Source organism: Vibrio tubiashii, assembly GCF_028551255.1.
Taxonomy (GTDB): Bacteria; Pseudomonadota; Gammaproteobacteria; order Enterobacterales; family Vibrionaceae; genus Vibrio; species Vibrio tubiashii_B.
On the sequence record NZ_CP117029.1, the window covers coordinates 2796633 to 2822443 of the forward strand.

A 25811-nucleotide genomic window follows, 5' to 3' on the forward strand; every position below is an offset into this window, starting at 1 on the left:
TCGCTAAGTTTGTTCATCTCTTGACCAACAAAACGAGCATAACCATCTGTTGCAACGTGATTTTCGACACTAAACCCAGTGTGAACGGCTAGAGATTCAATTTAAGTCGGTTTAGCAAAGTAACCAGTTCTAAAAATGGGCCTACGTCAGGTGACCTAACTAAGCTACTTGCATTTTAATCACTTCAAACAGTTGGAGGAGCTAAATCGTTAGACATTTTTGCGAGCAAACCTGAAACAAAGAAACGGCTGGTAGAGAGCCCCATTTGGTTTTAAAACTCGATGAGCTTCTCTCAGCACTGCCTCTCGGTCTGATTTTGATTGTATATGATAAAGCGGTCCCAATATTAATACGATATCGTGACTGTAACTCTCGATAAAGCCGACGTCTGCCCCATATTACGCTGAGTGGAAGTGTGTTGAATCAGTCTAAGCAAGTAATTAGCCAAGAACAATCTAGGGCTACCGTCAGATCTAGTGCATTGAGATTACGAAGCTGAACTAATATCAGGTTAACTAATAATAGTTCTACAAGAAATATTAACTTGCAATTCAATGAGTTAATAGTTTGGGTAAGAAGTGGTAAATTACTTACCAATTCTTACCCAAACTCTTCTCATCGCTTTCGAAAACAATAAACTAGTTAGTTGTCGAGTGAGAAAGAAGCCTAGATCTTAACTCTTCATTCTCTCTTTTAAGTTTCTCTATCTCACTCTCAGCTTCGTTAAGCTCACATTTCAACGTAACTGGGTTTTCCATTGTTGAAACTTCTAACTCTCGAAGAGCGTCTAGGTAATGCCTACGAAGTGTTGAACCATTCGTCTTATCGGAGTGGCCCGCATGCTCTGAAACTAACAATAAAATATCCCCTTCTCCAAGACCTTGTTTATGCAGACTTTGCACCATCTCCGATAACGAAAGTTTTCTACCGAGATGAGGAGAGATACCGTATTCTTTGAATATTCCATTTACTGAAGTCCTATTGAGCGCCTTACCCGTTTTTGCTGATGGAAATACAGGATCTGAAGGAGATGCTTCTCCGCCTTGCATTGCTTTAGGAAGAAGTTGCTTTCTAAACATCTTTATGAACTTTCTAATCTGCTTATCAAGCATCGCAGGAATTTCTACGTATCTGCTGACTTTGTGTTTACCCTTTGTCTTAGATGTTTTTATCCAAACCTTATTGCCAGATGTGTCATACTCTGGGTCACCTTGAAATTGAGATAACTCCAAGGTTATGTCTTCAGTATTTCGCAGGGAGCCTTCCCTTATTACCCTCAGTATCAACAAATTTCGGTAGTGTAAGGCCATATCCTTTGGAGTAGCTGATGAGTCCTTTTTAACCTGTAACTTTGTGTATGCCTCATCAATCCGCTTTTTTGCACCGTAAACTTTTCTACGACCTTTATCTTCAACCGTTAACTGATGAGGATTACTGTACTGGTAATGCTTGCTTTTTGTTGGTTCGAGGGCAACAGAAAACTCGTTATCACCATGTTCAGTTCGATCATTAATCCCCGTTAGCCAATAACTGTAATGGTTTTTCTCCGCCCACCATAGGAAACTAATGAAGTCACCCATTTTTCGGTTGATAGTCGAGTTCTGATTAGGGCTTATCTTCTCGCTATTGCTTAACATTAGCGAGAGCAGGGCATCGGTCGCTGATAGCCATGTCTGGTGAAAACTATCGCCATAAAGATTAAAACCAGAATCTAAATCTCGATCATGATTCATGTAGGAAGATGCATTATTATCCCGTGCTTCTTTCTCCACCTTCTTATCTTTCGCGTTGTCAGATATGTAAGTTTGGTCGAGTTGATTGAACAAACTCACAATATTCCTAGCAGCAGGCAGAATTGTAGACTCCGAGTCGTTCTTTTTTTTGAATGCGTGGTATTCACATAGAAATCTGTTGATTATCACATGAGGGTTGCCGTACTTATCCATAACAAATGGAAACTTTGGCAGCTTTTTTCCATCTAATTCAAATTCAGATGATAGCGTCTTTACAACCAACTTATTCATATGACCCACCACTTACCTAGGCTTATTGAAAGGGACAACATCAGCCTTTCTATTTAACTGCTCTTGCAGGCGTCTATTGGCTTCTTTACTGGCTTCAAGCTGCTTTTTAAGATGCTTAACTTCGCGGCTTAGCTTCCGGTCTAGACGCAGGTTGGCTTCCATCAAGTTCATATTTTCACGTTCAAGCTGTCCAAGCCTATCATTTAGCTCGTTAACTTCATCATCCACCTTCTTGGGGTTTTTGATGCGTTCAAAGAGGTCGTTGAGCCTTTTCTCAAACTTATCTTTGTTCCACTTCTGGTAATAGGTTCCCCGACCAAATGTCATCGATTCCAGATCAACATCACCTACAATCCAATCGTTACTATCTGTGAACTCTTTGAGCTTCTTCGGGAGACCTTCCATGCTAGCAAAGCTAGCCACCCTTTCGCTGACGATGTCTTCAAGAATGCTGATACGCCTCTCGATACGAGCTGAGGCAGCCGCCTTCTTTTCTTCTGAAGTATCGACATTCTTATGACCTTTGTTTGGTTTTTTGTTTGACATCTTAACCTGCCCGCTGTGTTAAATTTTTCAATATTGCCGACTCGCCGAATTCCTTCATTGGTTTCATCTCGCCTTTGGCGATTTCAGGAACAGTAATTTGTGCCGGGCAACCGCTGCACATCTTACTTGAAGCATCATGCTGCATCACAAAGCCATCTCTGTAGCAATTGCAGCCCTCAGAGAGCCAAGGAGTATTGCCAAGGCACAGGCCACTTGGGATGAAGTCGAAGACAAAATTGTTCTCTTCAACAGTCTCGATGGCAATTTCACGCATCATTTCAGGCACTGAAGCGACAGAACCTTCGAGTTTTTCTTTTAGTAGAGGAAAGCCCTCACCGCCTAAGTCGTCTCTAAGTGAATAGTCAACTAACCTATTTGAACGAGCCTTATTGTATTGTTGGTGTAGTTTCCTTAGGGCAGCGCCTGTCTCTTTCTCTGTGAGATAATGGGCAGTCATACTCCAATCAACGTGGGCTAGCTCATGCATGAGGGCATCAGCTTCACCTTTCTCGTAACGGTAATAGAACATGATTGCGAAGAACCTTCGAAACTGGTGCTCTGATAGCTTCCAGTGTTTGCCATTGTCGTCACGTTCAATGCCAATAAAATCAAAGAAGTCATCTGCAATTCTGTTAATCGACTTCATTGTTGTAGGTGGACGATCAAAGGTGTCATCAAATACGAAAATAGAGTTCGTGTTCTTTTTTTTACGGCCCTTTTCACTCAATCTTTCAAGTATTGATACCGCCTTTTCGACTAAAGATACCGCTGTGAAGTCAGCGTGTTTCTGCAAGGTTTTTGCGACAAAACTATTCAGCCACAAAAAACCATCAAGGTCTTTACTAACACACCCAACCTGCAAACCAAAAACTTCTGATTCTCGCCTTGCTGTTAAAGCGAAAATGATTACTACGCAGCAAAAAGGTAGGTACTGATACAAGGCTTTATGCAGAGAAACTTTCTTAGTCTGATTCGCCAAAATTGACAACCTTATTGAGTTGTATTGCCCACGAGTCAATTCACAAGCCTCCATAGACTTCATCCGCGAAACTCCGGCAGCCATGTTTTTTGCTATAGCTTCATAGACTTCGTTTGAGTGCTTTCGATTCCCTGAGCGATCCATAGCATGTTTATAGGCAGTCATAGGGAAGGGAGAGTGTAACCTCGTGTCATTGGCCTTATAGAGCCTGACCTTTTTATTCGTTTGTTTCCCAGCCTGATAAACATCACCGTTAAGTAACTTAAGCTCACGTGCATATATAGCTGAGAAGTGCTTTTCAGCCTCAAATAAGTCGTCGGCATAATCCAACACAAAGCGAGCGGCGGCGTCCATCATATCTATGAATATCAAGGGAGGTATGTCTCGTGTACGCTCGGACAAGTCAACCATCTCATTGAAGTCAGGGTATTCATACTCTGTAGCTACGCAAACTTCATCGACATCAAACGGAATTAGGTTGTAATTAAACAGCCCCCCGTAAACTGAATTAGCTTGCGAATAGGCACTTAGTGTTGCTAGGTAGTCTTTGTAAGATCTCTCATGCACCATCTTCTTTTCACTTATATCAGTCAAAGTTTCAGGGTATAAAACCTTAAATGTCTCTGCGCTATAGTGCCTTTCCAGCTCAAGGCTTTTTAATGCAACGATTCTTTTGGCAGCAGCACACTCCCTGAAGGCATACTGATTTATACCCAACTCATTAAAAATTCTAGTTGTATCTATTTTGGTTGATTGTTTCTTGTCTTCGCATCTAAGTATCGGAATTTCATGTAATTCCAAGCCATCAAAGTAATCTTCTAGTACCTTTACATAGTTCAGGTTGTAACCAAGTTTGTTACCTCCATTTTGGATTAGAAGGAAGAATTCACCATATGACAAGTTTTCTAGATTGGTAATATAAGGAGTTGCAAGCCCTTCTGCTACATAACGTTTCAGAGAGTCTACGAAGGCTTTAACTCGGCTGTTAGAACTGAGTTTTATCGCATTCTTAAAGTTGGCTGTGATTGTGATGGCAACAAACAATTTCATATCTTCGATAACCCTTGGGTTATCGGATATACGTCCGCCACCAAGAACGACCGTATCAAAGTGGATGTTGATGGGCTTTTTCAACTGCTTTGACGAAGAGTCCTTACTCGGCATAGATACGCGCCAAGTATTTTCCTTGTAGTCATTGAGCAGCCAAGGATAGTCATGCTCAATTAGATCAGATGGTTTTGTAAATTCATCTTTTCTGTTTAATGACTCCTTATCTTGGGGGCTGAGTGAAAGGTAGTCGATCAGCGAGATTTGGCTTGCAAGCATCAACTAATCTCTTTGAAATCAATTAATAGATATGGATTGTTGTGTTTCGACATTTGAATTTTGGCATCTGCTACAAGTGCTTTCTTATTCTCAACAGGTGAGTCAGTCAATCGACTCAATATTGTCTTAATAAAACTTAACCAGAAGTACCAGTTCAAGTCAGTGCCATCAATCTTATCCTCTTCAATAGCTTGATTTAATGCTTCTCGCCACATGAGCAGGTGCATAACGTTTTCAACCGATTCAATAAACACATGTTCTTTGTTCTTACAGGTTAGGCAACGAGCAACCTTATTACATACCTCACCATCTTCTACATCTTCTTGCGCTCCACCTCTAGGTTCAGAGCAAACTAAACCACCAAAGCCAGAGTCAATCATTTGCTCCATACGATCTTTGTACTCAGATGGGTCTACACCTAATTTTTCTGCGGCATTATCGATACGCATAGTAATCAAGGTTTGCAGCCACTCTTTGAACTCTCGCATGATTACATCATGCTTGGCTTTCATGGGGGCTCGATCAGCGTAGGCTGTGGAAGTTCTACCTCCCTTATGCTGCGCTTCATCTTTAAGTTTTGCTACTCCACCATTCATAGCTGATAGAAGTAGAACACTCTTCCTCACCATTTCTGCGGTAGCAAACCAGTTTCCATTGCTTATTTCGGTAATAGTAGCTTTCATCTGTAGAGTAAAGGTTGCGCCATCAGGTTTCCGAGGACGCATTACCTCGAATCTCTTGTCTTTGGTGTTTGCAAATGACAAGAACAAATTTTCTTTATCATCAGGAGAGATATCCATCTCCCTGTAAGGTTGAGTTACTCTTTTGACATGCCGTACAACATCAAAGCTAGAGACTTTGAGGCTACTGCTTATAGCTTTAAATAGCGTGCTTTTCGCACGATGTTTGTACCACTCGATGACAGGAGTGTCGCCAAGATCGTTTATGCAATCTATAGGAAGGTTAGTTGCTGGCGTAACGTTCATACAGTTGTCAAAGATCAACAATAATGCAGCAGGGGAATATAGCCGTGATGTACAGCCTAGACGATCAGCAAACCATAAGTCATTCCAGCCATAGACTTTAACATCCAAGCCTTCTTTTCTTCGAACCTCATTCAACTGCTTAGTCGCTGTGCGATAAGTTTTACCGTCTCTTTCCTTTAACTGAATCTTGCCATTGCAATACCAGAACCAAGCTAAAAGACCATATCGGAGTTCTTCATAAGTAAGCGCCCTAATGTCCTCTAACATTGGGTTGGTTTTACCGCTGCCACCGTTGAAATTTAGAAACTCATCAAGAAGAGGGCATATATGGCGGTGAGCACGAATGGCTACAAGCCCTTCTGCTCGAATCTTTCTGGCCTCAATAAACTTATCTTCTAGGCCTAGCCTCAAATCCGACAATCGCTTTGTTAGCAACCACTCGGCCTTTTTATCAAGATTCAGCTCTGCGAAACTGTCAGGAAGCTCATATTCTCCCATTACCTCTACAGCCTTTAAATTTGCAATCAAGCGACTCATTTCTGAATGATTATCACTCTCCAAGCCACCGATAGATTCTAGGATGTGAGGAGGGAGTGTTGCGTCAGCAACTGTGGCAGGTTTGAGATCACCAGTAGAATTACCAAATGAACTTAATTTATATAATCGAGGAATTTTGTTTTTGTGTGCTAACAAGTCTGTCCAAAAATGCATCCCACCTAAATAATTATTTTTGTTCGATGATGATTTGTACTTTTGGTCTACATGTTCTCGGAAAGAGATTAATGCCGACTGCCACTGTTCAAAGGAGCCGTAATCATCTAAAGAGGAGTGAATATGAATGCGCTCAAAAAGAGCATGATTGATATCTCGAATATAACCTAGAAACTCTCTTAAAGATAACCAGTGGCTATTGAAAGATTTTTTTGAAGCGTCAGTGAATCGTGGTAACCAACAGAGTGTATCAATAAATTCAGGGTGGAAATGGGCGGTGAACCCATATTTTTCAAAACAAAATTCACCGCCTTCTACCAAGAAATTAGTGCGCATCATTAAAATGCATCATCCTCGGCAACGTCTTTATTTTCAGTTTCTTCAAGCTGTTCTACTGCCGGAGTAAGAAGCAATTCTCGTAGCTTAATATCAAGTTCTTCAGCGATATGACTCTTTTCTTCAATAAACTTACATGCATTAGCCTTACCTTGACCAATCTTATCGCCTTGATAACTATACCAAGCACCAGCTTTCTCAACTAACTTGTGCTTTACACCTAGGTCAATCAGCTCACCATAACGGTTGAAGCCCTTGCCATACAAAATTTGAGTCTCAGCCTGCTTGAACGGCGCTGCAATTTTATTCTTAACAACTTTGATGCGAGTTTCATTGCCAACGACCTCATCACCTTCCTTGATGGATCCTGTACGGCGAATATCTAAGCGTACTGAAGCGTAGAATTTTAATGCGTTCCCACCTGTTGTAGTTTCAGGATTCCCGAACATTACGCCTATTTTCATGCGAATTTGGTTAATAAAAATGCACATGCAATTTGATTGTTTTAAGTTACCTGTAAGCTTACGCATCGCTTGAGAAAGCATGCGGGCTTGAAGCCCCATATGGCTATCACCCATCTCTCCTTCAATTTCTGCCTTAGGCGTTAACGCAGCCACAGAATCAACAACCAAAACATCAATAGCACCAGAGCGAGCTAGCGCATCACAGATCTCTAAAGCCTGCTCACCAGTATCAGGTTGAGAAACTAGAAGGCTATCAATATCAACACCAAGCTTTCGAGCATAAATTGGGTCCAGCGCATGCTCGGCATCAATGAACGCACAAGTTTTGCCTTGTTTTTGAGCGGCAGCAATCACTTCCAAAGTTAATGTGGTTTTACCTGAAGATTCTGGACCATAGATTTCAACGATACGCCCCATCGGGAGACCACCAGCGCCTAAAGCGACATCTAAAGATAGGGAACCTGTAGAGATAGTTTCTACGTCCATCGTGCGATTGTCGCCTAGCTTCATGATTGAACCCTTACCAAATTGTTTTTCAATTTGGCCTAGCGCAGCAGCTAATGCTTTTTGCTTATTATCGTCCATCGATCAAGTACCTTTAATTTGTTTCAAACTTGTAAAGTGATTAATAGGTTTTTTGCCTACCCTTTGTCAAATTTGATTCAAACTTGGCAAAAAGCACCGACTCAAACTGTATGCATCGGTATTATTACTAATAACACCTTATATATCAATATAAATACCGATACAAACAACTATGCAATAGCACATTCTGGGTTACCAAACATCACACCAATCTTCATACGAATTTGGTTAATGAAGATACACATACAGTTAGACTGCTTCAGGTTACCCGTTAGCTTACGCATTGCTTGAGAAAGCATACGTGCTTGAAGACCCATGTGGCTGTCGCCCATTTCACCTTCGATTTCAGCTTTAGGAGTTAGTGCTGCAACTGAGTCAACAACCATTACGTCGATAGCGCCTGAACGTGCTAGCGCATCACAAATCTCTAGAGCTTGTTCACCTGTATCTGGCTGAGAAACCAATAGCGCGTCGATATCAACACCTAGCTTCTTAGCATAAACAGGATCAAGAGCGTGCTCAGCATCGATAAAGGCACAAGTTTTACCTTGCTTTTGCGCTGCTGCAATACACTCAAGTGTTAGCGTCGTTTTACCTGAAGATTCTGGACCGTAGATTTCTACGATACGACCCATAGGTAGGCCACCAGCACCCAAAGCGATATCCAAAGAAAGTGAACCTGTAGAGATAGTTTCTACGTCCATTGCGCGGTTGTCACCAAGGCGCATGATTGAACCTTTACCGAATTGCTTTTCAATCTGACCTAGCGCAGCGGCGAGCGCTTTCTGTTTGTTCTCGTCCATCACTTTCTCCAAATGATTCATCTATTTCGTGCTGATGATTATCAATCTAATTCTTCCGTTCAGCTCAGTGACTGAACAATCAATGCAAGTCATTATACTGTTGATTCATACAGTGTCCATACCTGTATGGTTTTTTTTTAGCTTTTGGTGATATCCACCTAATTTTAAAAGCATTTAAATTATTGGGCAGATTATTTATTCCTTGTCGACAGTTCCACGTACAGTACTTTTAACGCGTGTTCGACTGCCTGTAGGCGAACTTGCGCACGGTCGCCTGAAAAGCACACTGTATCTACTTTTTTCCAATCGCTAGAATCAGCCCAAGCAAAACAAACGGTTCCTACCGGTTTTAGCTCAGTACCGCCTCCTGGCCCTGCGATACCGCTGATTGAAACGCCAATATTGGCATTTGAGTTCTGTATCGCCCCTTCAACCATCTCCACAACAGTTTGTTCACTCACCGCGCCAAATTGTTCGAGTGTTGCCGCTGACACCCCGAGCATCTCCATCTTGGCTTCATTGCTATAGGTGATAAACGCGCGATCAAACCAAGCTGAGCTTCCTGCAATATCAGTAATTGCCGCAGAAACACCGCCACCAGTGCAAGATTCAGCAGTGGTCATGACTAATTTATGATGATTTAGCAACTCACCTAACTGTTGAGAGAGATTTTGCTGTGATTCCATATCTAAAACCCTTTATTACACCTTTTCGCTCTTAGGCTATTCACGTATCCTAAGCCGCAATAGGAATAAACAAAAGATCTATACCGTGAAAGCGTTACCTGAAAAAGAAAAGCAAAAACACACGCCTATGATGCAGCAATATCTCAAGCTCAAAGCTGAGAACCCAGATATCTTGCTGTTTTATCGGATGGGAGATTTCTATGAGCTTTTCTACGATGATGCGAAGCGAGCATCTCAATTGCTCGATATTTCTCTAACTAAGAGAGGCGCTTCTGCTGGCGAACCTATTCCAATGGCAGGAGTACCATTTCATGCCGTGGAAGGTTATTTGGCAAAACTGGTTCAACTTGGTGAGTCTGTAGCGATTTGTGAACAGATTGGCGATCCTGCAACCAGTAAGGGACCAGTTGAGCGCGCTGTTGTTCGCATTGTTACACCGGGTACCGTCACCGACGAGGCACTGCTCTCTGAAAGGCTAGATAACCTGATTGCTGCCATCTATTACCACGATGACAAATTCGGCTATGCGACATTGGATGTCACGTCAGGTCGATTCCAATTAATGGAACCTGAAAGCGAAGAAGCGATGGCGGCAGAGTTGCAACGCACTTCGCCACGTGAACTGCTTTTCCCGGAAGATTTTGAACCTGTTCACCTGATGTCTTCGCGCAACGGTAATCGTCGCCGCCCTGTTTGGGAGTTTGAGCTCGATACCGCTAAGCAGCAATTAAACCAGCAATTTGGTACACGTGACTTAGTGGGCTTCGGAGTGGAACACGCGAAGCTCGGACTCTGCGCGGCAGGTTGTTTGATTCAATATGTCAAAGATACTCAGCGCACGGCACTACCACACATTCGCTCGTTGACATTTGACAGACAAGATCACTCTGTCATTTTGGATGCCGCGACGCGACGCAACCTAGAAATTACTCACAATCTGGCTGGCGGCACAGATAACACCTTAGCTGAGGTGCTAGATCATACTGCGACAGCTATGGGTAGCCGTATGCTCAAACGTTGGCTGCATCAGCCGATGCGCGACATCGACACGCTGAATCATCGTTTAGATGCCATTTCTGAATTAAAAGAAGTGTCACTGTTTGCTGATCTTCACCCTGTGCTAAAGCAGATCGGGGATATCGAACGTATTCTTGCTCGCTTGGCTCTACGCAGTGCAAGGCCTCGTGATATGGCTCGCCTTCGTTTTGCCATGCAGCAACTGCCTGAGCTAGCAGAATCGATGAATTCGTTGGCTCACCCATACTTATCCAAACTGGCTCAATACGCTGCGCCAATGGACGAAGTATGTGAGCTACTAGAGCACGCAATCAAAGATAACCCACCTGTGGTGATTCGTGATGGGGGGGTGATTGCTGAAGGCTATAACGCTGAACTCGACGAATGGCGTAAGCTAGCGGATGGGGCAACAGAATACCTTGAGCAAATGGAGCAGGATGAACGCGAACGTCACGGTATCGATAGCCTAAAAGTGGGCTACAACAACGTGCATGGTTTCTTTATCCAAGTCAGCCGTGGTCAAAGCCATTTAGTTCCTCCTCATTATGTCCGTCGTCAGACATTAAAAAATGCTGAGCGTTACATTATCCCAGAGCTCAAAGAGCATGAAGATAAAGTGCTTAACTCTAAATCGAAAGCACTCGCTCTGGAGAAGCAGCTTTGGGAAGAGCTATTTGATCTCTTATTGCCACATCTGGAACAGATGCAAAACGTTGCTTCAGCGGTATCACAAATCGATGTACTGCAAAACTTGGCAGAACGTGCAGACAGCCTAGATTACTGTCGTCCTACTTTGACTAAAGAAGTGGGCATTCATATTCAAGCAGGCCGTCACCCAGTGGTTGAACAAGTAATGGATGACCCATTTATTGCCAACCCTATTGAGCTAAACCCACAGCGTAAAATGTTGATCATTACTGGTCCGAATATGGGTGGTAAATCGACTTACATGCGCCAAACCGCATTGATTGCGCTGATGGCCCACATTGGTTCTTATGTACCTGCTGAGTCTGCTCAGATTGGCTCTATTGATCGCATATTTACCCGTATTGGCGCTTCTGACGATCTCGCCTCTGGTCGCTCAACCTTTATGGTTGAGATGACGGAGACAGCAAACATCCTCCACAACGCTACCGCCAATAGTTTAGTTTTGATGGACGAAATCGGTCGCGGTACCAGCACCTATGACGGGCTGTCTCTTGCTTGGGCTAGTGCCGAGTGGCTAGCTAAAGAGCTAGGCTCAATGACCCTGTTTGCGACTCATTATTTCGAGTTAACTGAGCTGCCAAATCAGATCCCACACTTAGCCAACGTTCATCTAGATGCAGTGGAACATGGCGACAGTATCGCCTTTATGCACGCAGTCCAAGAAGGGGCTGCAAGTAAATCTTATGGTCTAGCGGTAGCGGGTTTGGCTGGCGTACCTAAGAGTGTGATTAAAAACGCACGCGCTAAGCTGACACAGCTAGAACAGTTAGGCCAAGAAGGGGAAGGTGTACCTCGTTCAAGTGCTGTAGACATCGCCAACCAACTTAGTCTGATTCCAGAGCCAAGTGAGGTTGAAGAAGCACTATCTGCAATTGACCCTGATGACCTAACACCAAGGCAAGCATTAGAAGAGCTTTATCGACTGAAAAAGTTGATGTGACAACTAAGGTCTGTTGACTTAATGCCATAGAAAACAAAAACGGCAGCCAATTGGATTGGCTGCCGTTTCTTTATTGCGAAAACATTTAGCTTAGAGCTTCCTACGCAGTAGCAACAAGGCGACCGTTAAGAACACAATACTAGGCATCACTGCGCCAAATACTGGCGGGATGTTGTAAACCAAACTCAGTGGGCCAAAGAATTCACTCGATATATAGAAAGTAAATCCAGCAATCACACCCGATAGAATACGGGCACCCATAGTTACACTACGCAGTGGACCAAAGATAAATGACAGTGCCATTAACATCATCACCGCAATGGAGAATGGCTGTGTCACCTTACGCCAGAAGGCCAATTCATAACGAGATGGATCTTGCTCAGACGCTTTTAAATAAGTGACATAATCATACAGGCCACCTAGAGATAACTCTTCTGGTTTGACCGTCACTACCGCTAACTTATCCGGTGCCAGAGAAGTCGTCCAACTATACTCAGCGAGACTCTGCTTGGAGATTTCTACCTCGTCCACCATTTCAGTTAGCTGAACGTCTTTCATCATCCAAGTATTGTCTGACACATACTCGACTTCGGCAGCATAAACAACGCTTTCCAAGCGCTTGTCATCATCGTAGCGCCACATGTTCATGCCATAGATTTTGCTGTCCTCAACTTTACCAATAAAGATAAAGTCATTGGCGTCACGTGCCCAAACTCCGGTCCGTACTGACATAATTGCACCGCCCGAAGTGGCAAAAGCACGCAAATCACGCGCCGCTTTTTGCGCTTGAGGCGCACCCCATTGACCAAGCAAAGTAACCATAATCATCAGGGGTACAGCGGTTTTCAGTACCGATAAGCCAATATCTAGTTTCGAAAAGCCCGCCGCCTGCATAACCACTAGCTCAGAGCTAGAGGCCAACATACCAAGACCAATCAGAGCACCAAGCAATGCCGCCATTGGAAAGAACATTTCAATATCACGTGGAATACTGAGCAAAACGAACAGTAAAGCTTGCAAAAGGTCGTACGTCCCCTCGCCCACTTTACGCAACTGCTCAACGTATTTGATGATCGCAGAAAGGCCGACAAAGGTTGCCAATACCAAAGATGAGGTGGCAATAATGGTTCTACCTATGTAGAGATCGAGAATCTTAAACACGACTTACGCTGCCTTTTTTCTTTGTCTTAGTTTGTCTTTGAAGCGGCGAACAGGAATGCTGTCCATCGAGTTAATACCAATCGCGGTCAAGAGTAGCGCAGCATTTATTGGCCACATACCAACGAAGGTAGGAATAGAACCATCTTCAATCGCTGACTTAGTGGCACTTATTGCCAAGAAGTAAGCCAGATAGATCAAAATAGCCGGCCCCATTTTGGCAAAGCGCCCCTGACGTGGGTTAACCGCAGAAAGAGGCACAACCAACATCGTAAGCAAAGGAATACAAACAACCAGTGAGATACGCCATTGAACTTCTGCTTGTGCGCGAGGGTCTGGGTTCTTCATCAATTCAAGAGTAGGAATCGCTTCCCAGTCACGACCTTGAGGCTTTACATCACGCTGACCAATCAAACCTTCGTACTGATCGAAATCCGTCACCATGTAATCAACACGAGTCGGAACACCTTCATAACGAACACCATCGTACATACGAATCACTTGTCGTCCGTCGCTAAGCTCTTTCACTTCTCCTGATTGAGAAAAAGAGACACTCGGAAGAATGGAATCACGCGGGCGCATTTGGGCAACAAACACGTGCTTGAGTTTCTTGCCATCAATATCGTCAATGAAAACCACTGAAGAACCATCTGGCGTGCCTTGGAAGTGGCCTTTCTTCAGCAAATCGACACTGTTCTCTGCCGCTGTTTCTTCTTGCAGCTTAACCAGTTGGTCTTGGCTATAAGGAGCAAAAACGAAAGAGTTAAAACCCGCAATCGCACCGGTAATAACGGCTAGGTATAAAGCTGCTCGGATCAAGAACTTATTACCAATCCCCGTCGCATTCATCACGGTAATTTCACTTTCTGCGTATAAACGGCCAAAAGTGAGCAAGATCCCCAAGAAAAGACTCAACGGCAACATCAAAAGTCCCATTGAAGGCATGCTTAAAGCCACATAGTGCATGACCAAGCTGGCGGGAATATCACCATCCGACGCATCGGCCAAAACTTTGATCAATTTTTGGCTAAGGAACACTAAAAACAGGATAAAAAATATCGCTAATTGGCTTTTGAGTGTCTCGCGGATCAAATATCTAACAATAATCACGCTGAAATTACCTATACAAAACTTGTTTTTTTAATTGAATCACTATAATTTCCCGTTGAACCTTTTATTTTTAAATTTTTGGCTAACTGTTAATGCGCTTATTTAAGAATAGTTCCGAGTAAGGAATCAACAAGTAAGACGGCATTATCTAACATTTAGTTCTATTTGTCTTCAGGATGTAGGAGTACGCATGGAGTTCAGTGTAAAAAGTGGCAGTCCAGAGAAACAGCGCAGCGCATGTATCGTTGTGGGCGTGTTCGAGCCACGTCGCCTTTCTCCAGTTGCCGAGCAGCTAGATAAAATCAGCGATGGCTATATTAGTTCACTACTTCGCCGTGGTGACCTAGAAGGAAAACCGGGGCAGATGCTACTGCTTCATCAAGTACCAGGTGTACTGTCTGAGCGCGTTTTACTGGTTGGTTGTGGTAAAGAACGTGAACTGGGTGAGCGTCAATACAAAGAGATCATCCAAAAGACTATCAACACTCTTAACGAAACAGGTTCAATGGAAGCGGTATGTTTCCTAACAGAACTGCACGTTAAAGGCCGTGATACTTACTGGAAAGTTCGCCAAGCGGTTGAAGCAACAAAAGATGGTCTATACACCTTCGATCAGTTCAAGAGCCAAAAGCCAGAAACTCGTCGACCACTACGTAAACTGGTATTTAACGTACCAACACGTCGTGAGCTAAACCTAGGTGAGAAAGCGATCGCACACGGTCTTGCTATCTCTTCTGGTGTAAAAGCATCCAAAGATCTTGGCAACATGCCACCAAACATCGCTAACCCTGCTTACCTTGCTTCTCAAGCGCGTCGCCTAGCTGACGATTACGAGACAGTGACAACCAAGATCATTGGTGAGCAAGAGATGGAAAAACTGGGCATGACTTCATACCTAGCGGTAGGTCGTGGCTCTAAGAATGAATCTATGATGTCTATCATGGAGTACAAGGGCAACCCAGATCCAGAAGCGAAACCAATTGTCCTTGTTGGTAAAGGTCTTACTTTCGATTCAGGCGGTATCTCACTGAAACCTGGCGAAGGTATGGATGAGATGAAGTACGACATGTGTGGTGCGGCATCTGTATTCGGTACAATGAAAGCACTGGCAAAACTGAACCTACCAATCAATGTGGTTGCTGTTCTTGCTGGCTGTGAAAACATGCCGGGTAGCAACGCTTACCGTCCAGGTGACATTCTAACTACGATGTCAGGCCAAACCGTTGAAGTACTCAACACTGATGCTGAAGGTCGCCTAGTATTGTGTGACGCGCTGACTTACGTAGAACGCTACGAGCCAGAGTGTGTTGTAGACGTTGCAACGTTAACGGGTGCTTGTGTTATCGCACTTGGTCACCATATCAGTGGTGTTATCTCTAACCACAACCCACTGTCTCACGAGCTAGTGAATGCTTCTGAGCAAGCAAGTGACCGTGCATGGCGTCTACCTATGGCAGACGAATACCACGAGCAACTTAAGAGCCCATTTGCTGATATGGCAAACATTGGTGGTCGCCCTGGCGGTACTATCACTGCAGGTTGCTTCCTATCTAAGTTCGCCAAGAAATACCACTGGGCGCATGTTGATATCGCAGGTACTGCGTGGAAATCAGGTGCAGCGAAAGGCTCAACTGGCCGTCCGGTCTCAATGCTTGTCCAATTCCTGCTTAACCGCAGTGGCCAAGAGACAGAGGAATAATCCTCACAATCTTAAAAAGGGCCGCAAGGCCCTTTTTTGTATCTACTAACAGCGAGCAGATATGGCGAATGCAACCTTTTACATTATCAATCCAGACTCTCCTCAGGCTGAAGCTCAGGGGTTTGGTTTGTATGTATTGTTTCTTGCGCATCATTTCGCCAAGCAAGGTGCTAAGGTTTATCTCAATTGCAACGATAAATCTCACGCTGAACAAATCGCTGAATTTTTCTGGCAAGTCGATGCCAAACAATTTGTTGCCCATAATCTAGTGGGTGAAGGGCCAAGATACGGCACCAACATCGAGATTGGTTACCAAGGGGTTAAACCTTCTTGGAACCGACAATTGGTAATAAATTTGGCGGAAAATGAGACAACCTTTGCGAACAAGTTTGCTGAGGTGGTAGACTTCGTCCCTTGCGAAGAAAAAGCCAAGCAACTGGCGCGAGAAAGATATAAAATCTACCGCCAAGCGGGCTATCAGCTACAAACGATTGAGATCGAACACAAATAGGGTCTGTTGACCTTTCGAGCTGATTTTTGCAGCTGTTTGTGGAAAATTTATACAAGGCAGAGGCTTTGAAATGTAGCTTGCCTACATGAAAAGCCGATAACGCAGTAGAAATGAACCACAAACGCTGCCCGAAGGGTTCGGCTAAAATCGTTTTATGCTTTGTTAAGGGGTATTTACTTAGAATGCTAGGCTACACACCCCTTGCCGCGCCTAAAACGATTTTATCTCGAACAAAATTTAACCGCGAAAGGTCAACAGGCCCTAGCAACAAACACAACCGGTCAATCCTTATAGCTAAGGCGATCTTGTTAGAGATCCCTCACTTATAAAGATTGACTTAGAATTAAACCAGACCTATCAGCAGAATATCTATAGCTATGGAAAAGACATACAACCCAACTTCAATTGAACAAGCTTTATACCAAGCTTGGGAAGAGAAAGGCTACTTTAAGCCACACGGTGACACGACGAAAGAATCATACAGCATCATGATCCCGCCACCGAACGTCACTGGTAGCCTACACATGGGCCACGCGTTCCAAGACACCATCATGGATACTCTGATCCGTGCTGAACGTATGAAGGGCAAAAACACCCTTTGGCAAGTAGGTACTGACCACGCTGGTATCGCAACTCAAATGGTTGTTGAGCGTAAGATCGCGGCTGAAGAAGGCAAGACTAAACACGATTACGGTCGTGATGCTTTCATCGACAAAATCTGGGAATGGAAGAACGAATCTGGTGGCACAATCACTAAGCAGCTCCGTCGCCTAGGCGCATCTGTAGACTGGGACCGCGAGCGTTTCACTATGGATGATGGCCTATCAAACGCTGTTCAAGAAGTATTTGTTCGCCTGTACGAAGAAGACTTAATCTATCGTGGTAAGCGTCTAGTAAACTGGGATCCTAAACTGCACACAGCGATTTCTGATCTTGAAGTTGAAAACAAAGACAAAAAAGGTCACATGTGGCACTTCCGCTACCCACTAGCAAATGGTGTGAAAACAGCGGAAGGTAAAGACTACATTGTTGTTGCGACAACACGTCCTGAAACCATGCTTGGTGATACTGGTGTCGCTGTTAACCCAGAAGACCCACGTTACAAAGATCTTATCGGTAAAGAGATCCTACTTCCTGTCGTTAACCGTCTGATCCCTATCGTAGGCGATGAGCATGCAGATATGGAAAAAGGCACAGGTTGTGTGAAGATCACGCCTGCGCACGACTTCAATGACTACGAAGTTGGTAAGCGCCACCAGCTACCAATGATCAACATCCTAACTTTCAACGCAGACATCCGTGATGCGGCTGAAGTCTTCACTACTAACGGTGAAGCAAGCGATGTTTACTCAACTGAGCTACCTGCTAAATACCACGGTATGGAGCGCTTTGCTGCACGTAAAGCGATCGTTGCGGAATTTGAAGAACTTGGTCTACTAGACGAGATCAAAGATCACGACCTAACGGTTCCTTACGGAGACCGTGGTGGCGTGGTTATTGAGCCAATGCTAACTGACCAATGGTACGTACGTGCTGCACCTCTTGCTGAGCCTGCAGTTAAAGCGGTTGAAGATGGTGAAATCCAATTCGTTCCTAAACAGTACGAAAACATGTACTTCTCTTGGATGCGTGACATTCAAGACTGGTGTATCTCTCGTCAGCTTTGGTGGGGTCACCGTATCCCAGCTTGGTACGACAACGACGGCAATGTTTATGTAGGTCGTACTGAAGAAGAAGTACGTGCAAACAACAACCTTGCACCTGTTGTTGTTCTTCGCCAAGACGACGACGTACTTGATACATGGTTCTCTTCTGCGCTATGGACGTTCGGTACTCAAGGCTGGCCTGAGCAAACTGAAGACCTGAAGACATTCCACCCTTCAGACGTGCTAGTAACGGGCTTCGACATCATCTTCTTCTGGGTTGCACGTATGATCATGATGACCATGCACTTCAACAAAGATGAAAACGGTAAATCTCAAGTACCATTTAAGACTGTTTACGTAACGGGCCTAATCCGTGACGAAAACGGCGACAAGATGTCTAAGTCTAAAGGTAACGTTCTTGACCCGATCGACATGATCGATGGTATCGACCTTGAGTCTTTAGTAGAGAAGCGTTGTGGCAACATGATGCAGCCTCAGCTAGCGAAGAAGATCGAGAAGAACACACGTAAGACGTTCGAAAACGGTATCGAACCATACGGTACTGACGCACTGCGTTTTACTCTTGCTGCTATGGCTTCTACTGGCCGTGACATCAACTGGGATATGAAGCGTCTTGAAGGTTACCGTAACTTCTGTAACAAGCTATGGAACGCAAGCCGTTACGTACTAATGAATACAGAAGAGCACGATTGTGGCATGTCACTATCAGCTGAAGAGCGTGCAAACATGGAATTCTCTCTAGCGGACAAATGGATCGAGTCTCAGTTTGAACTAGCAGCGAAAGAGTTTAACGCTCACCTAGACAATTACCGTCTAGACATGGCAGCGAACACACTTTACGAATTCATCTGGAACCAATTCTGTGACTGGTACCTAGAGCTAACTAAGCCAGTTCTTTGGAAAGGTACTGAAGCTCAGCAACAAGCGACTCGCTACATGCTGATCACTGTGTTAGAGAAGACACTACGTCTTGCTCACCCAGTGCTACCTTACATCACTGAATCTATCTGGCAGAGCGTTAAGCCGCTAGTAGACGGTGTTGAAGGCGACACTATCATGACTCAAGCGCTTCCTCAGTTTAATGAAGAGAACTTCAACGCTGAGATCGTAGAAGACATCGAGTGGGTTAAGACTTTCATCACGGCTATCCGTAACCTACGTGCAGAGTACGACATTGCACCTAGCAAAGGTCTAGAAGTAATGATCAAGGTTGCGAACGAGAAAGACGCTGCACGTATCGAAGCAAACAAAGTTGTTCTGAACTCTCTTGCTAAGCTAGATAGCCTCACAGTGCTAGCTCAAGACGCTGAGACTCCTGCATGTGCGACTAAGCTAGTGGGTCAATCTGAACTGATGATCCCTATGGCAGGTCTTATCGACAAAGATGCAGAACTTGCTCGTCTTGATAAAGAAGTGCAAAAAACGCACGGCGAAATCAAGCGTATCGAAGGTAAACTAGGTAACGAAGGTTTCGTTGCTAAAGCACCTGAAGCGGTTATCGCGAAAGAGCGTGAAAAACTAGTGGGTTACCAAGAAACACTAGCCAAGCTTGAAGAGCAGAAAGCGACAATTGCTGCGCTTTAAGATAAGCAAATAAATGCTTAAAAGATACAAAGGCCAGTCATCATGACTGGCCTTTTTTGTTTACTTAAGCGTCGGGATGTTTTTGAACCTTGGCTTGGTCACTGGTAAATTATCTTCTAACTTTAATAGAGGACGAATGAAGCAGGAGCCTATATGCCGTACTACTTGCTATTATCAAGCGCTCTGCTTCTGTTGCTCTCTCCCTTTTCGTTTGCAAATGAACCTCCTAAAGTCATCAAAATTGCAGCTGGTAACTGGGCTCCCTTTATCGGCGAGAAGCTTGAAAACTACGGTTATGTTGGTCAAACCATCCAGCAAGTTTTTGCCAATAAGGGCTACCAGGTTGAGTTCCACTTTTACCCTTGGAAAAGAGCTTACAAAAAGGCGAGCGAAGGTGAGTACGTCGCGACTGCAGTTTGGATGTATGCCGAAGAGCGTACCGAATTCTTCATGTACAGCGATCCTGTTGCCCAAGAGCAGTTTGTCTTTTTTCATCTGCGCGAAAAGCCTTTCGATTGGCAAACTTTGGCTGACTTAGAAGGAAAGCTGCTTGGAGGCGGACTGGGCTACAGTTATGGCGCTGAGCTCGATCAGTTGCTAGAGAGCCAATCCATCAAAATGAATCGAGTTGAAAGCCCAACCAAAGCCTTTCAACTGCTTAAATATCGTCGAGTTGAACTTGTCCCAGAAGAGAAACATATTGGCATGTTCTCACTAAGTAAACTGCCGATAGAAACACAGCAGTTGATCACCTATAACCCAAAACCTTTCCTGACCAATGACAGCTATTTAATGTTTTCCAAAGCTCACCCCGAAGCGATGGCATTAATGGAGATATTTAATCAGGGCTTAACAGAGTTAAAAGCCGCTAAGGGAGAACTAGAGAACTAGAGAACTAGAGAACTAGACTACGCGGTTTTGCTCTCTGCCCTCAGTAAACGCAACAATGTTATCGATCAGAATATCGGCAAGCTTTTGAATCGAAGAGTCACTGCCCCACGCAACATGCGGGGTAAGAAGTAAGTTCGGTAGGTGCATGTTAGCAATCAAAGAGTTGGACTCATCCGCAGGCTCATCGGTAAACACATCAAACCCAGCGCCTCTTATCACACCATGCTTAAGTGCATCAATTAGGGCTTCTTCATCGACTAAGCCGCCACGTCCGGTATTGATGACAATACTTGAAGGTTTCATTGATGACAGCTCTTGGCGACCAATAAGGTGTTTTGTCTGCTCGTTCAATGGACAGTGCAATGTCAGGACATCAGAAACAGCTAACACCTGCTCGAAAGGTAAATAGCCCTCACGACACGCCTTCGTACCTTTGTGCTCAGCAAACAATACGTGCATGCCCAATGCCTTAGCTAACGCTGCTGTTGCTTGGCCTAACGCACCGCCGCCAATCACACCCATTGTCGAGCCCGCCGTATCACTGATTGGGTGAGTAAAAAAGCAAAACTGTTTATTGCGCTGCCACTCTCCGGCAGCGATATCGTTATGATAGCCTTTTAAGTTGCGCTTTAATGCGAACATCATTGCGATGACATGCTCTGGAACGGACTGTGTCGCATAACCTTGAACATTAGCCACCGCGATGCCGCGCTCTTTACAGCAAAGCGTATCAACATTGTTGAAACCTGTAGCCGAGACAGCGACAAGCTTTAGGTTAGGTAACTGAGCTAAGACACCTCGATCCAAAACGACTTTATTAGTAATGACGATTTGGGCATCTTTGGCTCTCTCGACAACTAATTCTGGTGCAGTGAAATCATACTCGATCCACTGATGATCGAAAGGTAGGTGAGGCAATTCAATTTGAGTTGGGATCGTAGCACGATCCAGAAAAACAACAGTAGACAGCGACATAAGATCTCCTTGCGCTGCCGAATCTATCCTTGAATTATTATGGGCGTGGCAGCAATTTATAATCTGGTAATTCTCGCACAAGTGGAAAATAGTTAAAGATCATCGCTTCTGCTTCAAGATAGAAATCACATGGAACAAAGCGAGTTTGCAATAACTCAGTATCCGGATGATAAAAACTAAGTTCAGCGGCATGAAGTTCTAAGCGCGAAGAAAACTCAAAGGCCTCTCCTTGTGAGTAAAACTCATCACCGACGATCGGGTAGCCCAATGCCTGCATATGTACCCGAAGCTGGTGGGAGCGACCCGTAATCGGTAGCAATCTAACAATCGTGGTTTTCTCTTCGTGTTTGACCACCTGATACAAAGTTTTTGAAGGCTTGCCGTGTTCAAAGCAAACTTTCTGCCTTGGACGGTTTTCCCAATCGCAAATCAAAGGCAGGTCAACTTCTCCCTCAGGCTGCTCAACATGCCCCCAGACACGCGCGTAGTAGACTTTGTGCGTCAAGCGATATTGAAACTGCTTCTTAAGCGAGCGTTCCGCTTGTTTATGTTTAGCCAACAGCATCAAGCCCGATGTATCCATATCGAGGCGATGTACCACTTGGATCTCAGGGTAGAGTTCAACTAAGCGCGACCACAAACTATCGTAATGCTCTGCTAAACGACCCGGCACAGACAAGAGTCCCGATGGTTTATTAGCCACCAAGATATGTTCATCTTCAAACACCACATCAACCCAAGGCTCTTGCGGCGGGTTGTATTCAGTCATTGCCATGACAGGCTCTCTTTCCCATAAGAACAGAAACGTCATTCCCGATAGCGACGAAGGAGTGTAGTCGGGAATCTCTGACGATTGGAGAGATTCCTGACATTTCGTTCCTCAATTCAGGAATGACGCGGACGACGAAAATCAGTTGTGACTGACGACTATCATACGTAACGAATCCAACTGATACTGAGCTTGGCCGATGTAGCCCGTAAGCTCTTTGATTTGCCCATCAATCGCTTCAATCTCTTCATCACGAATGTTTGGGTTAACCGCTTTCAAAGCTTGTAGACGTTCTAGCTCACTGTTCAAGCTCGCTTGCATCTCTTGCTGAGCCTGATTACGGATCGCATCAACTTTTTCAACAATCAGCTTTTCGCCAGCTTCAACCAATTGGTGGACTTGCGCCTGAACCGAAGCGACTAGCTTAGTTGCGATATGACGACCCACTGGGCTTAGCTGACGGTTGAAGCTCTCGAACTCAACCTGTGAGGATAAGTCGTTACCTTTACCATCAAGCATAATGCGGATAGGTGTTGTCGGTAAGAAACGGCTAATACCACTGCGCTTAGGTGCCTGAGCATCGACTTTGTAAACAAGCTCTAACAGCATGGTACCAACAGGCAGTGCTTTGTTCTTAAGTAGAGAAACCGCCGTCGTCCCCACACCTTCACTCATCAGTAAGTCGATGCCACCCTGAATCATCGGGTGCTCCCAGCTGATGAAGTTCATATCTTCACGAGAGAGTGCTGTTTCGCGGTCAAAGGTAATGGTGGCACCTTCGTACGGCAAACCAGGATAACTTGGCACTAGCATATGCTCAGATGGAGTCACCACGAGCGCGTTCTCACCTTTGTCATCTTGGTCTAAGCCAATCGTATCAAACAAGCTTAAAGCAAAGGTGACTAGGTTAGTATCACCATCGATCGCTGCAATCTTATCGACAATCGCTTGCGCTTTTTCGCCACCATTTGAGTGCATCTCAAGCAGACGGTCACGACCTTGCTCAAGTTGCGCTTTAAGATCTTTATTCAACGCCGCAGATTCTGCAATAACTTCATTAAGATCACTGGTATCACCGGATGCCAGCATCTCAATTAAACGCTCAGAGTACTTGTCGTAAACGGTACGTCCCGTTGGACACGTTTCCGCAAACGCATTTAATCCCTCTTCGAACCAACGCGCCAAAATAGCCTGCGACGTCCCTTCTAAGTAAGGCACATGGATATCAATATCTCGGTTCTGACCAATACGGTCTAGGCGACCAATACGTTGCTCAAGCAAGTCAGGGTTAAAGGGTAAATCGAACATCACCAGTTGGTTAGCAAACTGGAAGTTACGACCTTCTGAACCGATTTCACTACAGATAAGAACTTGTGCACCACCTTCTTCTTGTGCGAAGTAAGCTGCAGCTTTATCACGCTCAAGAATCGACATACCTTCGTGGAAAACTGTTGCTCGAATGCCTTCACGTTCACGTAACGCTTGTTCAAGTTGTAACGCGGTACTTGCGCGAGAAGCGATCACCAAGATTTTCTCGCTACGCTTCTCTTTAATCTTCTCTAGCAGCCAGTTCACACGACTATCAAACTGCCACCAGCTTGCATCATCGCCTTCAAACTCTTGGAAGATCTCCTCTGGGTAAAGGTTTTTCAAGGCGCGAGCTTCAGGACTAATCTTGCCACCAATCATGCCAGATACACGCATAGAGGTGGTGTACTGCTGTGGGATTGGCATTGGAAGTAGATGAACGTTACGCTGCGGGAAGCCTTTAATTGCCGCACGTGTGTTCCTAAACAAAACACGACCTGTGCCGTGACGATCCATCAGATTGTCGATTAACTCCTGACGCGCGGCCGCTTTGGATTCTTCATCTGAGTCGCTTTCGATGATGCGGAACAGTGGCTCGACGTCCTGCTCTGAAAGTAGCTCTGTAATTTGGTTCTTTGCTTCATTCTCTAGTGATTGACCTGAGAACAAGGCACTCACTGAATCGGCAACTGGTGCGTATTGCTCTTCTTCTTTGACAAACTCTTGATAATCAAAGAAACGGTCTGAGTCTAATAGACGTAGACGGGCAAAGTGACTTTCACGACCTAGCTGCTCTGGTGTAGCGGTTAGCAGCAAAACACCAGGAGTACGCTCAGCGAGTCCTTCAACCACTTGGTATTCACGACTAGGCTGTTCTGGGCTCCATTCAAGGTGATGCGCTTCATCCACAACAAGGAGATCCCATTCACCTTCTAAAGCTTGCTCGAAACGCTTACGACTCTTACGTAAGAAATCAAGGGAACACAGCACATATTGCTGAGTATCAAAAGGGTTGTCAGAGTCGGCAAATGCTTCGATACAGCGTTCTTCATCAAAGATAGAGAAATGCAGATTAAAACGACGCATCATCTCAACCAACCATTGGTGCTGTAGTGTTTCTGGTACCACGATTAGGATACGCTCGGCACGACCTGCTAGCACTTGCTGGTGAATGATCATCCCCGCTTCAATAGTTTTACCTAGACCCACTTCGTCGGCTAATAGAACGCGAGGTGCATGGCGGCGACCGACTTCATGAGCAATATAAAGCTGATGAGGAATTAAGCCTGCACGCATACCACACAAGCCACGCATTGGGCTTCTGTGCTGTTCATATTGGTTCATCAATGCACGATAACGAAGCACAAAGTTATCCATGCGGTCGATCTGACCGGCATACAGCTTATCTTGTGGCTTGTTAAAACGAATCTGGTTACTCAGCATAATTTCACGCAGAATGACACCTTCTTCACCGCTGTCTTCGCGTACACCAACATAGCTAAATAGCCCTTGGTCTTCGACCACTTGCTCAACTTTAAGAGACCATCCTTCTTGGCTATCAATTACATCGCCAACATTAAAGGTTACTCTGGTTACGGGCGCCTCATTTCGAGCGTAAACTCGGTTCTCTTCAGAAGCTGCAAACATTAGTGTCACAGTACGAGCATCCAATGCTACAACGGTTCCTAAACCTAGGTCGCTTTCCGTATCGCTGATCCAGCGCTGGCCCAAAGCAAATGTCATGAATCGACTACCTCATCTATTAATTCAAAAATGGGTCTATTTATTTTAGTAACTCTTACGCAACTTGAAAGGCAACTGACGAAGAAATAAAGGTGTCAGCCGTTGCGCAGAAAAAGGTCGCTAATCTTACTCGAAGCTGTGACATTGGTCACGTACAAAGGCCTCAAAAACCAACAATTTTTTGTCCAACATGAGGATGACATCAAAGTGTAAGAAATCAGTGGCACTTCTAAACAAGAGTGTTGAAAAACGTGCTTATACTTATTGATGAAAGTGCATCATTTA

At 44.6% G+C, this 25811-nt stretch carries 17 protein-coding genes and 1 pseudogene; 5 read left to right on the forward strand and 13 right to left on the reverse strand.

All coding sequences use genetic code 11. The features are described 5' to 3' along the window. Positions 1-209: 209 nt before the first annotated feature. From LYZ37_RS12835 to pncC, 8 genes and pseudogenes are all read right to left on the reverse strand, one after another. Positions 210-344, reverse strand: a complete 135-nt coding sequence (locus tag LYZ37_RS12835) for a class I SAM-dependent methyltransferase (protein ID WP_272785733.1) — start codon at positions 342-344, stop codon at positions 210-212. Between the two features lie 294 nt (positions 345-638). After that, on the reverse strand, positions 639-2024 hold the full coding sequence (locus LYZ37_RS12840; protein WP_272785734.1) for a hypothetical protein: 1386 nt from the start codon (positions 2022-2024) through the stop codon (positions 639-641). A 12-nt stretch (positions 2025-2036) separates the two neighbouring features. After that, a complete protein-coding gene (locus LYZ37_RS12845) occupies positions 2037-2570 on the reverse strand; it encodes a hypothetical protein (protein ID WP_272785735.1) in 534 nt (177 codons plus the stop codon). Position 2571: 1 nt separating this feature from the next. Further along, positions 2572-4875 (reverse strand): tyrosine-type recombinase/integrase, encoded by a 2304-nt coding sequence (locus tag LYZ37_RS12850; RefSeq protein ID WP_272785737.1) that lies wholly within the window; start codon positions 4873-4875, stop codon positions 2572-2574. After that, positions 4875-6911, reverse strand: a complete 2037-nt coding sequence (locus tag LYZ37_RS12855) for a hypothetical protein (protein WP_272785738.1) — start codon at positions 6909-6911, stop codon at positions 4875-4877. The genes LYZ37_RS12850 and LYZ37_RS12855 overlap by 1 nt, the downstream gene beginning before the upstream one ends. Beyond that, on the reverse strand, positions 6911-7957 hold the full coding sequence (gene recA, locus LYZ37_RS12860) for a recombinase RecA (RefSeq protein ID WP_272785739.1): 1047 nt from the start codon (positions 7955-7957) through the stop codon (positions 6911-6913). Before recA (LYZ37_RS12860) ends, LYZ37_RS12855 begins: the two co-directional genes overlap by 1 nt. Before the next feature lie 185 nt (positions 7958-8142). Further along, positions 8143-8760: pseudogene (recA, locus tag LYZ37_RS12865) on the reverse strand (recombinase RecA); the annotation flags it as partial. A 191-nt stretch (positions 8761-8951) separates the two neighbouring features. Further along, positions 8952-9446, reverse strand: coding sequence for a nicotinamide-nucleotide amidase (gene pncC, locus LYZ37_RS12870; protein WP_272785740.1), 495 nt, complete (start codon positions 9444-9446; stop codon positions 8952-8954). Between the two features lie 127 nt (positions 9447-9573). On the opposite strand from pncC, the gene mutS reads away from it, so the two are divergent. Beyond that, positions 9574-12111, forward strand: a complete 2538-nt coding sequence (mutS, locus tag LYZ37_RS12875) for a DNA mismatch repair protein MutS (protein WP_272787173.1) — start codon at positions 9574-9576, stop codon at positions 12109-12111. Positions 12112-12201: 90 nt separating this feature from the next. Here the strand turns inward: mutS and lptG are convergent, their stop codons facing one another. Both lptG and lptF read right to left on the reverse strand, forming a co-directional pair. Continuing rightward, positions 12202-13272, reverse strand: a complete 1071-nt coding sequence (gene lptG, locus LYZ37_RS12880) for an LPS export ABC transporter permease LptG (protein WP_272785741.1) — start codon at positions 13270-13272, stop codon at positions 12202-12204. A gap of 3 nt (positions 13273-13275) precedes the next feature. Further along, positions 13276-14379, reverse strand: a complete 1104-nt coding sequence (gene lptF, locus LYZ37_RS12885; RefSeq protein ID WP_004747275.1) for an LPS export ABC transporter permease LptF — start codon at positions 14377-14379, stop codon at positions 13276-13278. 190 nt (positions 14380-14569) lie between these two features. Between lptF and pepA the strand changes: the two genes are divergently transcribed. The 4 genes from pepA to LYZ37_RS12905 all read left to right on the forward strand — a co-directional run bounded on the left by pepA (position 14570) and on the right by LYZ37_RS12905 (position 20731). Further along, entirely contained in the window at positions 14570-16078 is a 1509-nt protein-coding gene (pepA, locus tag LYZ37_RS12890; protein WP_004747273.1) for a leucyl aminopeptidase, read from the forward strand. 61 nt (positions 16079-16139) lie between these two features. Continuing rightward, on the forward strand, positions 16140-16589 hold the full coding sequence (locus LYZ37_RS12895; RefSeq protein ID WP_272785742.1) for a DNA polymerase III subunit chi: 450 nt from the start codon (positions 16140-16142) through the stop codon (positions 16587-16589). Between the two features lie 377 nt (positions 16590-16966). Continuing rightward, on the forward strand, positions 16967-19840 hold the full coding sequence (locus LYZ37_RS12900; protein ID WP_272785743.1) for a valine--tRNA ligase: 2874 nt from the start codon (positions 16967-16969) through the stop codon (positions 19838-19840). A 153-nt stretch (positions 19841-19993) separates the two neighbouring features. Further along, positions 19994-20731, forward strand: coding sequence for a substrate-binding periplasmic protein (locus LYZ37_RS12905; protein WP_272785744.1), 738 nt, complete (start codon positions 19994-19996; stop codon positions 20729-20731). Positions 20732-20743: 12 nt separating this feature from the next. Here the strand turns inward: LYZ37_RS12905 and LYZ37_RS12910 are convergent, their stop codons facing one another. The 3 genes from LYZ37_RS12910 to rapA all read right to left on the reverse strand — a co-directional run bounded on the left by LYZ37_RS12910 (position 20744) and on the right by rapA (position 25526). Continuing rightward, complete coding sequence (locus tag LYZ37_RS12910) at positions 20744-21706, reverse strand: D-2-hydroxyacid dehydrogenase (RefSeq protein ID WP_272785745.1); 963 nt, start codon at positions 21704-21706, stop codon at positions 20744-20746. A 37-nt stretch (positions 21707-21743) separates the two neighbouring features. Continuing rightward, entirely contained in the window at positions 21744-22481 is a 738-nt protein-coding gene (gene rluA / locus LYZ37_RS12915) for a bifunctional tRNA pseudouridine(32) synthase/23S rRNA pseudouridine(746) synthase RluA (RefSeq protein ID WP_272785746.1), read from the reverse strand. A gap of 135 nt (positions 22482-22616) precedes the next feature. Next, entirely contained in the window at positions 22617-25526 is a 2910-nt protein-coding gene (gene rapA, locus LYZ37_RS12920; protein ID WP_272785747.1) for an RNA polymerase-associated protein RapA, read from the reverse strand. Between the last annotated feature and the right edge of the window lie 285 nt (positions 25527-25811).

What these genes read in the sequence shown, in the direction of transcription:
- LYZ37_RS12840 (WP_272785734.1), bottom strand. Translation starts at nt 2,024, where the DNA reads ATGAATAAGTTGGTTGTAAAGACGCTATCATCTGAATTTGAATTAGAT.
- LYZ37_RS12845 (WP_272785735.1), bottom strand. Translation starts at nt 2,570, where the DNA reads ATGTCAAACAAAAAACCAAACAAAGGTCATAAGAATGTCGATACTTCA.
- LYZ37_RS12850 (WP_272785737.1), bottom strand. Translation starts at nt 4,875, where the DNA reads ATGCTTGCAAGCCAAATCTCGCTGATCGACTACCTTTCACTCAGCCCC.
- LYZ37_RS12855 (WP_272785738.1), bottom strand. Translation starts at nt 6,911, where the DNA reads ATGATGCGCACTAATTTCTTGGTAGAAGGCGGTGAATTTTGTTTTGAA.
- recA (WP_272785739.1), bottom strand. Translation starts at nt 7,957, where the DNA reads ATGGACGATAATAAGCAAAAAGCATTAGCTGCTGCGCTAGGCCAAATT.
- pncC (WP_272785740.1), bottom strand. Translation starts at nt 9,446, where the DNA reads ATGGAATCACAGCAAAATCTCTCTCAACAGTTAGGTGAGTTGCTAAAT.
- mutS (WP_272787173.1), top strand. Translation starts at nt 9,574, where the DNA reads ATGATGCAGCAATATCTCAAGCTCAAAGCTGAGAACCCAGATATCTTG.
- pepA (WP_004747273.1), top strand. Translation starts at nt 14,570, where the DNA reads ATGGAGTTCAGTGTAAAAAGTGGCAGTCCAGAGAAACAGCGCAGCGCA.
- LYZ37_RS12895 (WP_272785742.1), top strand. Translation starts at nt 16,140, where the DNA reads ATGGCGAATGCAACCTTTTACATTATCAATCCAGACTCTCCTCAGGCT.
- LYZ37_RS12900 (WP_272785743.1), top strand. Translation starts at nt 16,967, where the DNA reads ATGGAAAAGACATACAACCCAACTTCAATTGAACAAGCTTTATACCAA.
- LYZ37_RS12905 (WP_272785744.1), top strand. Translation starts at nt 19,994, where the DNA reads ATGCCGTACTACTTGCTATTATCAAGCGCTCTGCTTCTGTTGCTCTCT.
- LYZ37_RS12910 (WP_272785745.1), bottom strand. Translation starts at nt 21,706, where the DNA reads ATGTCGCTGTCTACTGTTGTTTTTCTGGATCGTGCTACGATCCCAACT.
- rluA (WP_272785746.1), bottom strand. Translation starts at nt 22,481, where the DNA reads ATGGCAATGACTGAATACAACCCGCCGCAAGAGCCTTGGGTTGATGTG.
- rapA (WP_272785747.1), bottom strand. Translation starts at nt 25,526, where the DNA reads ATGACATTTGCTTTGGGCCAGCGCTGGATCAGCGATACGGAAAGCGAC.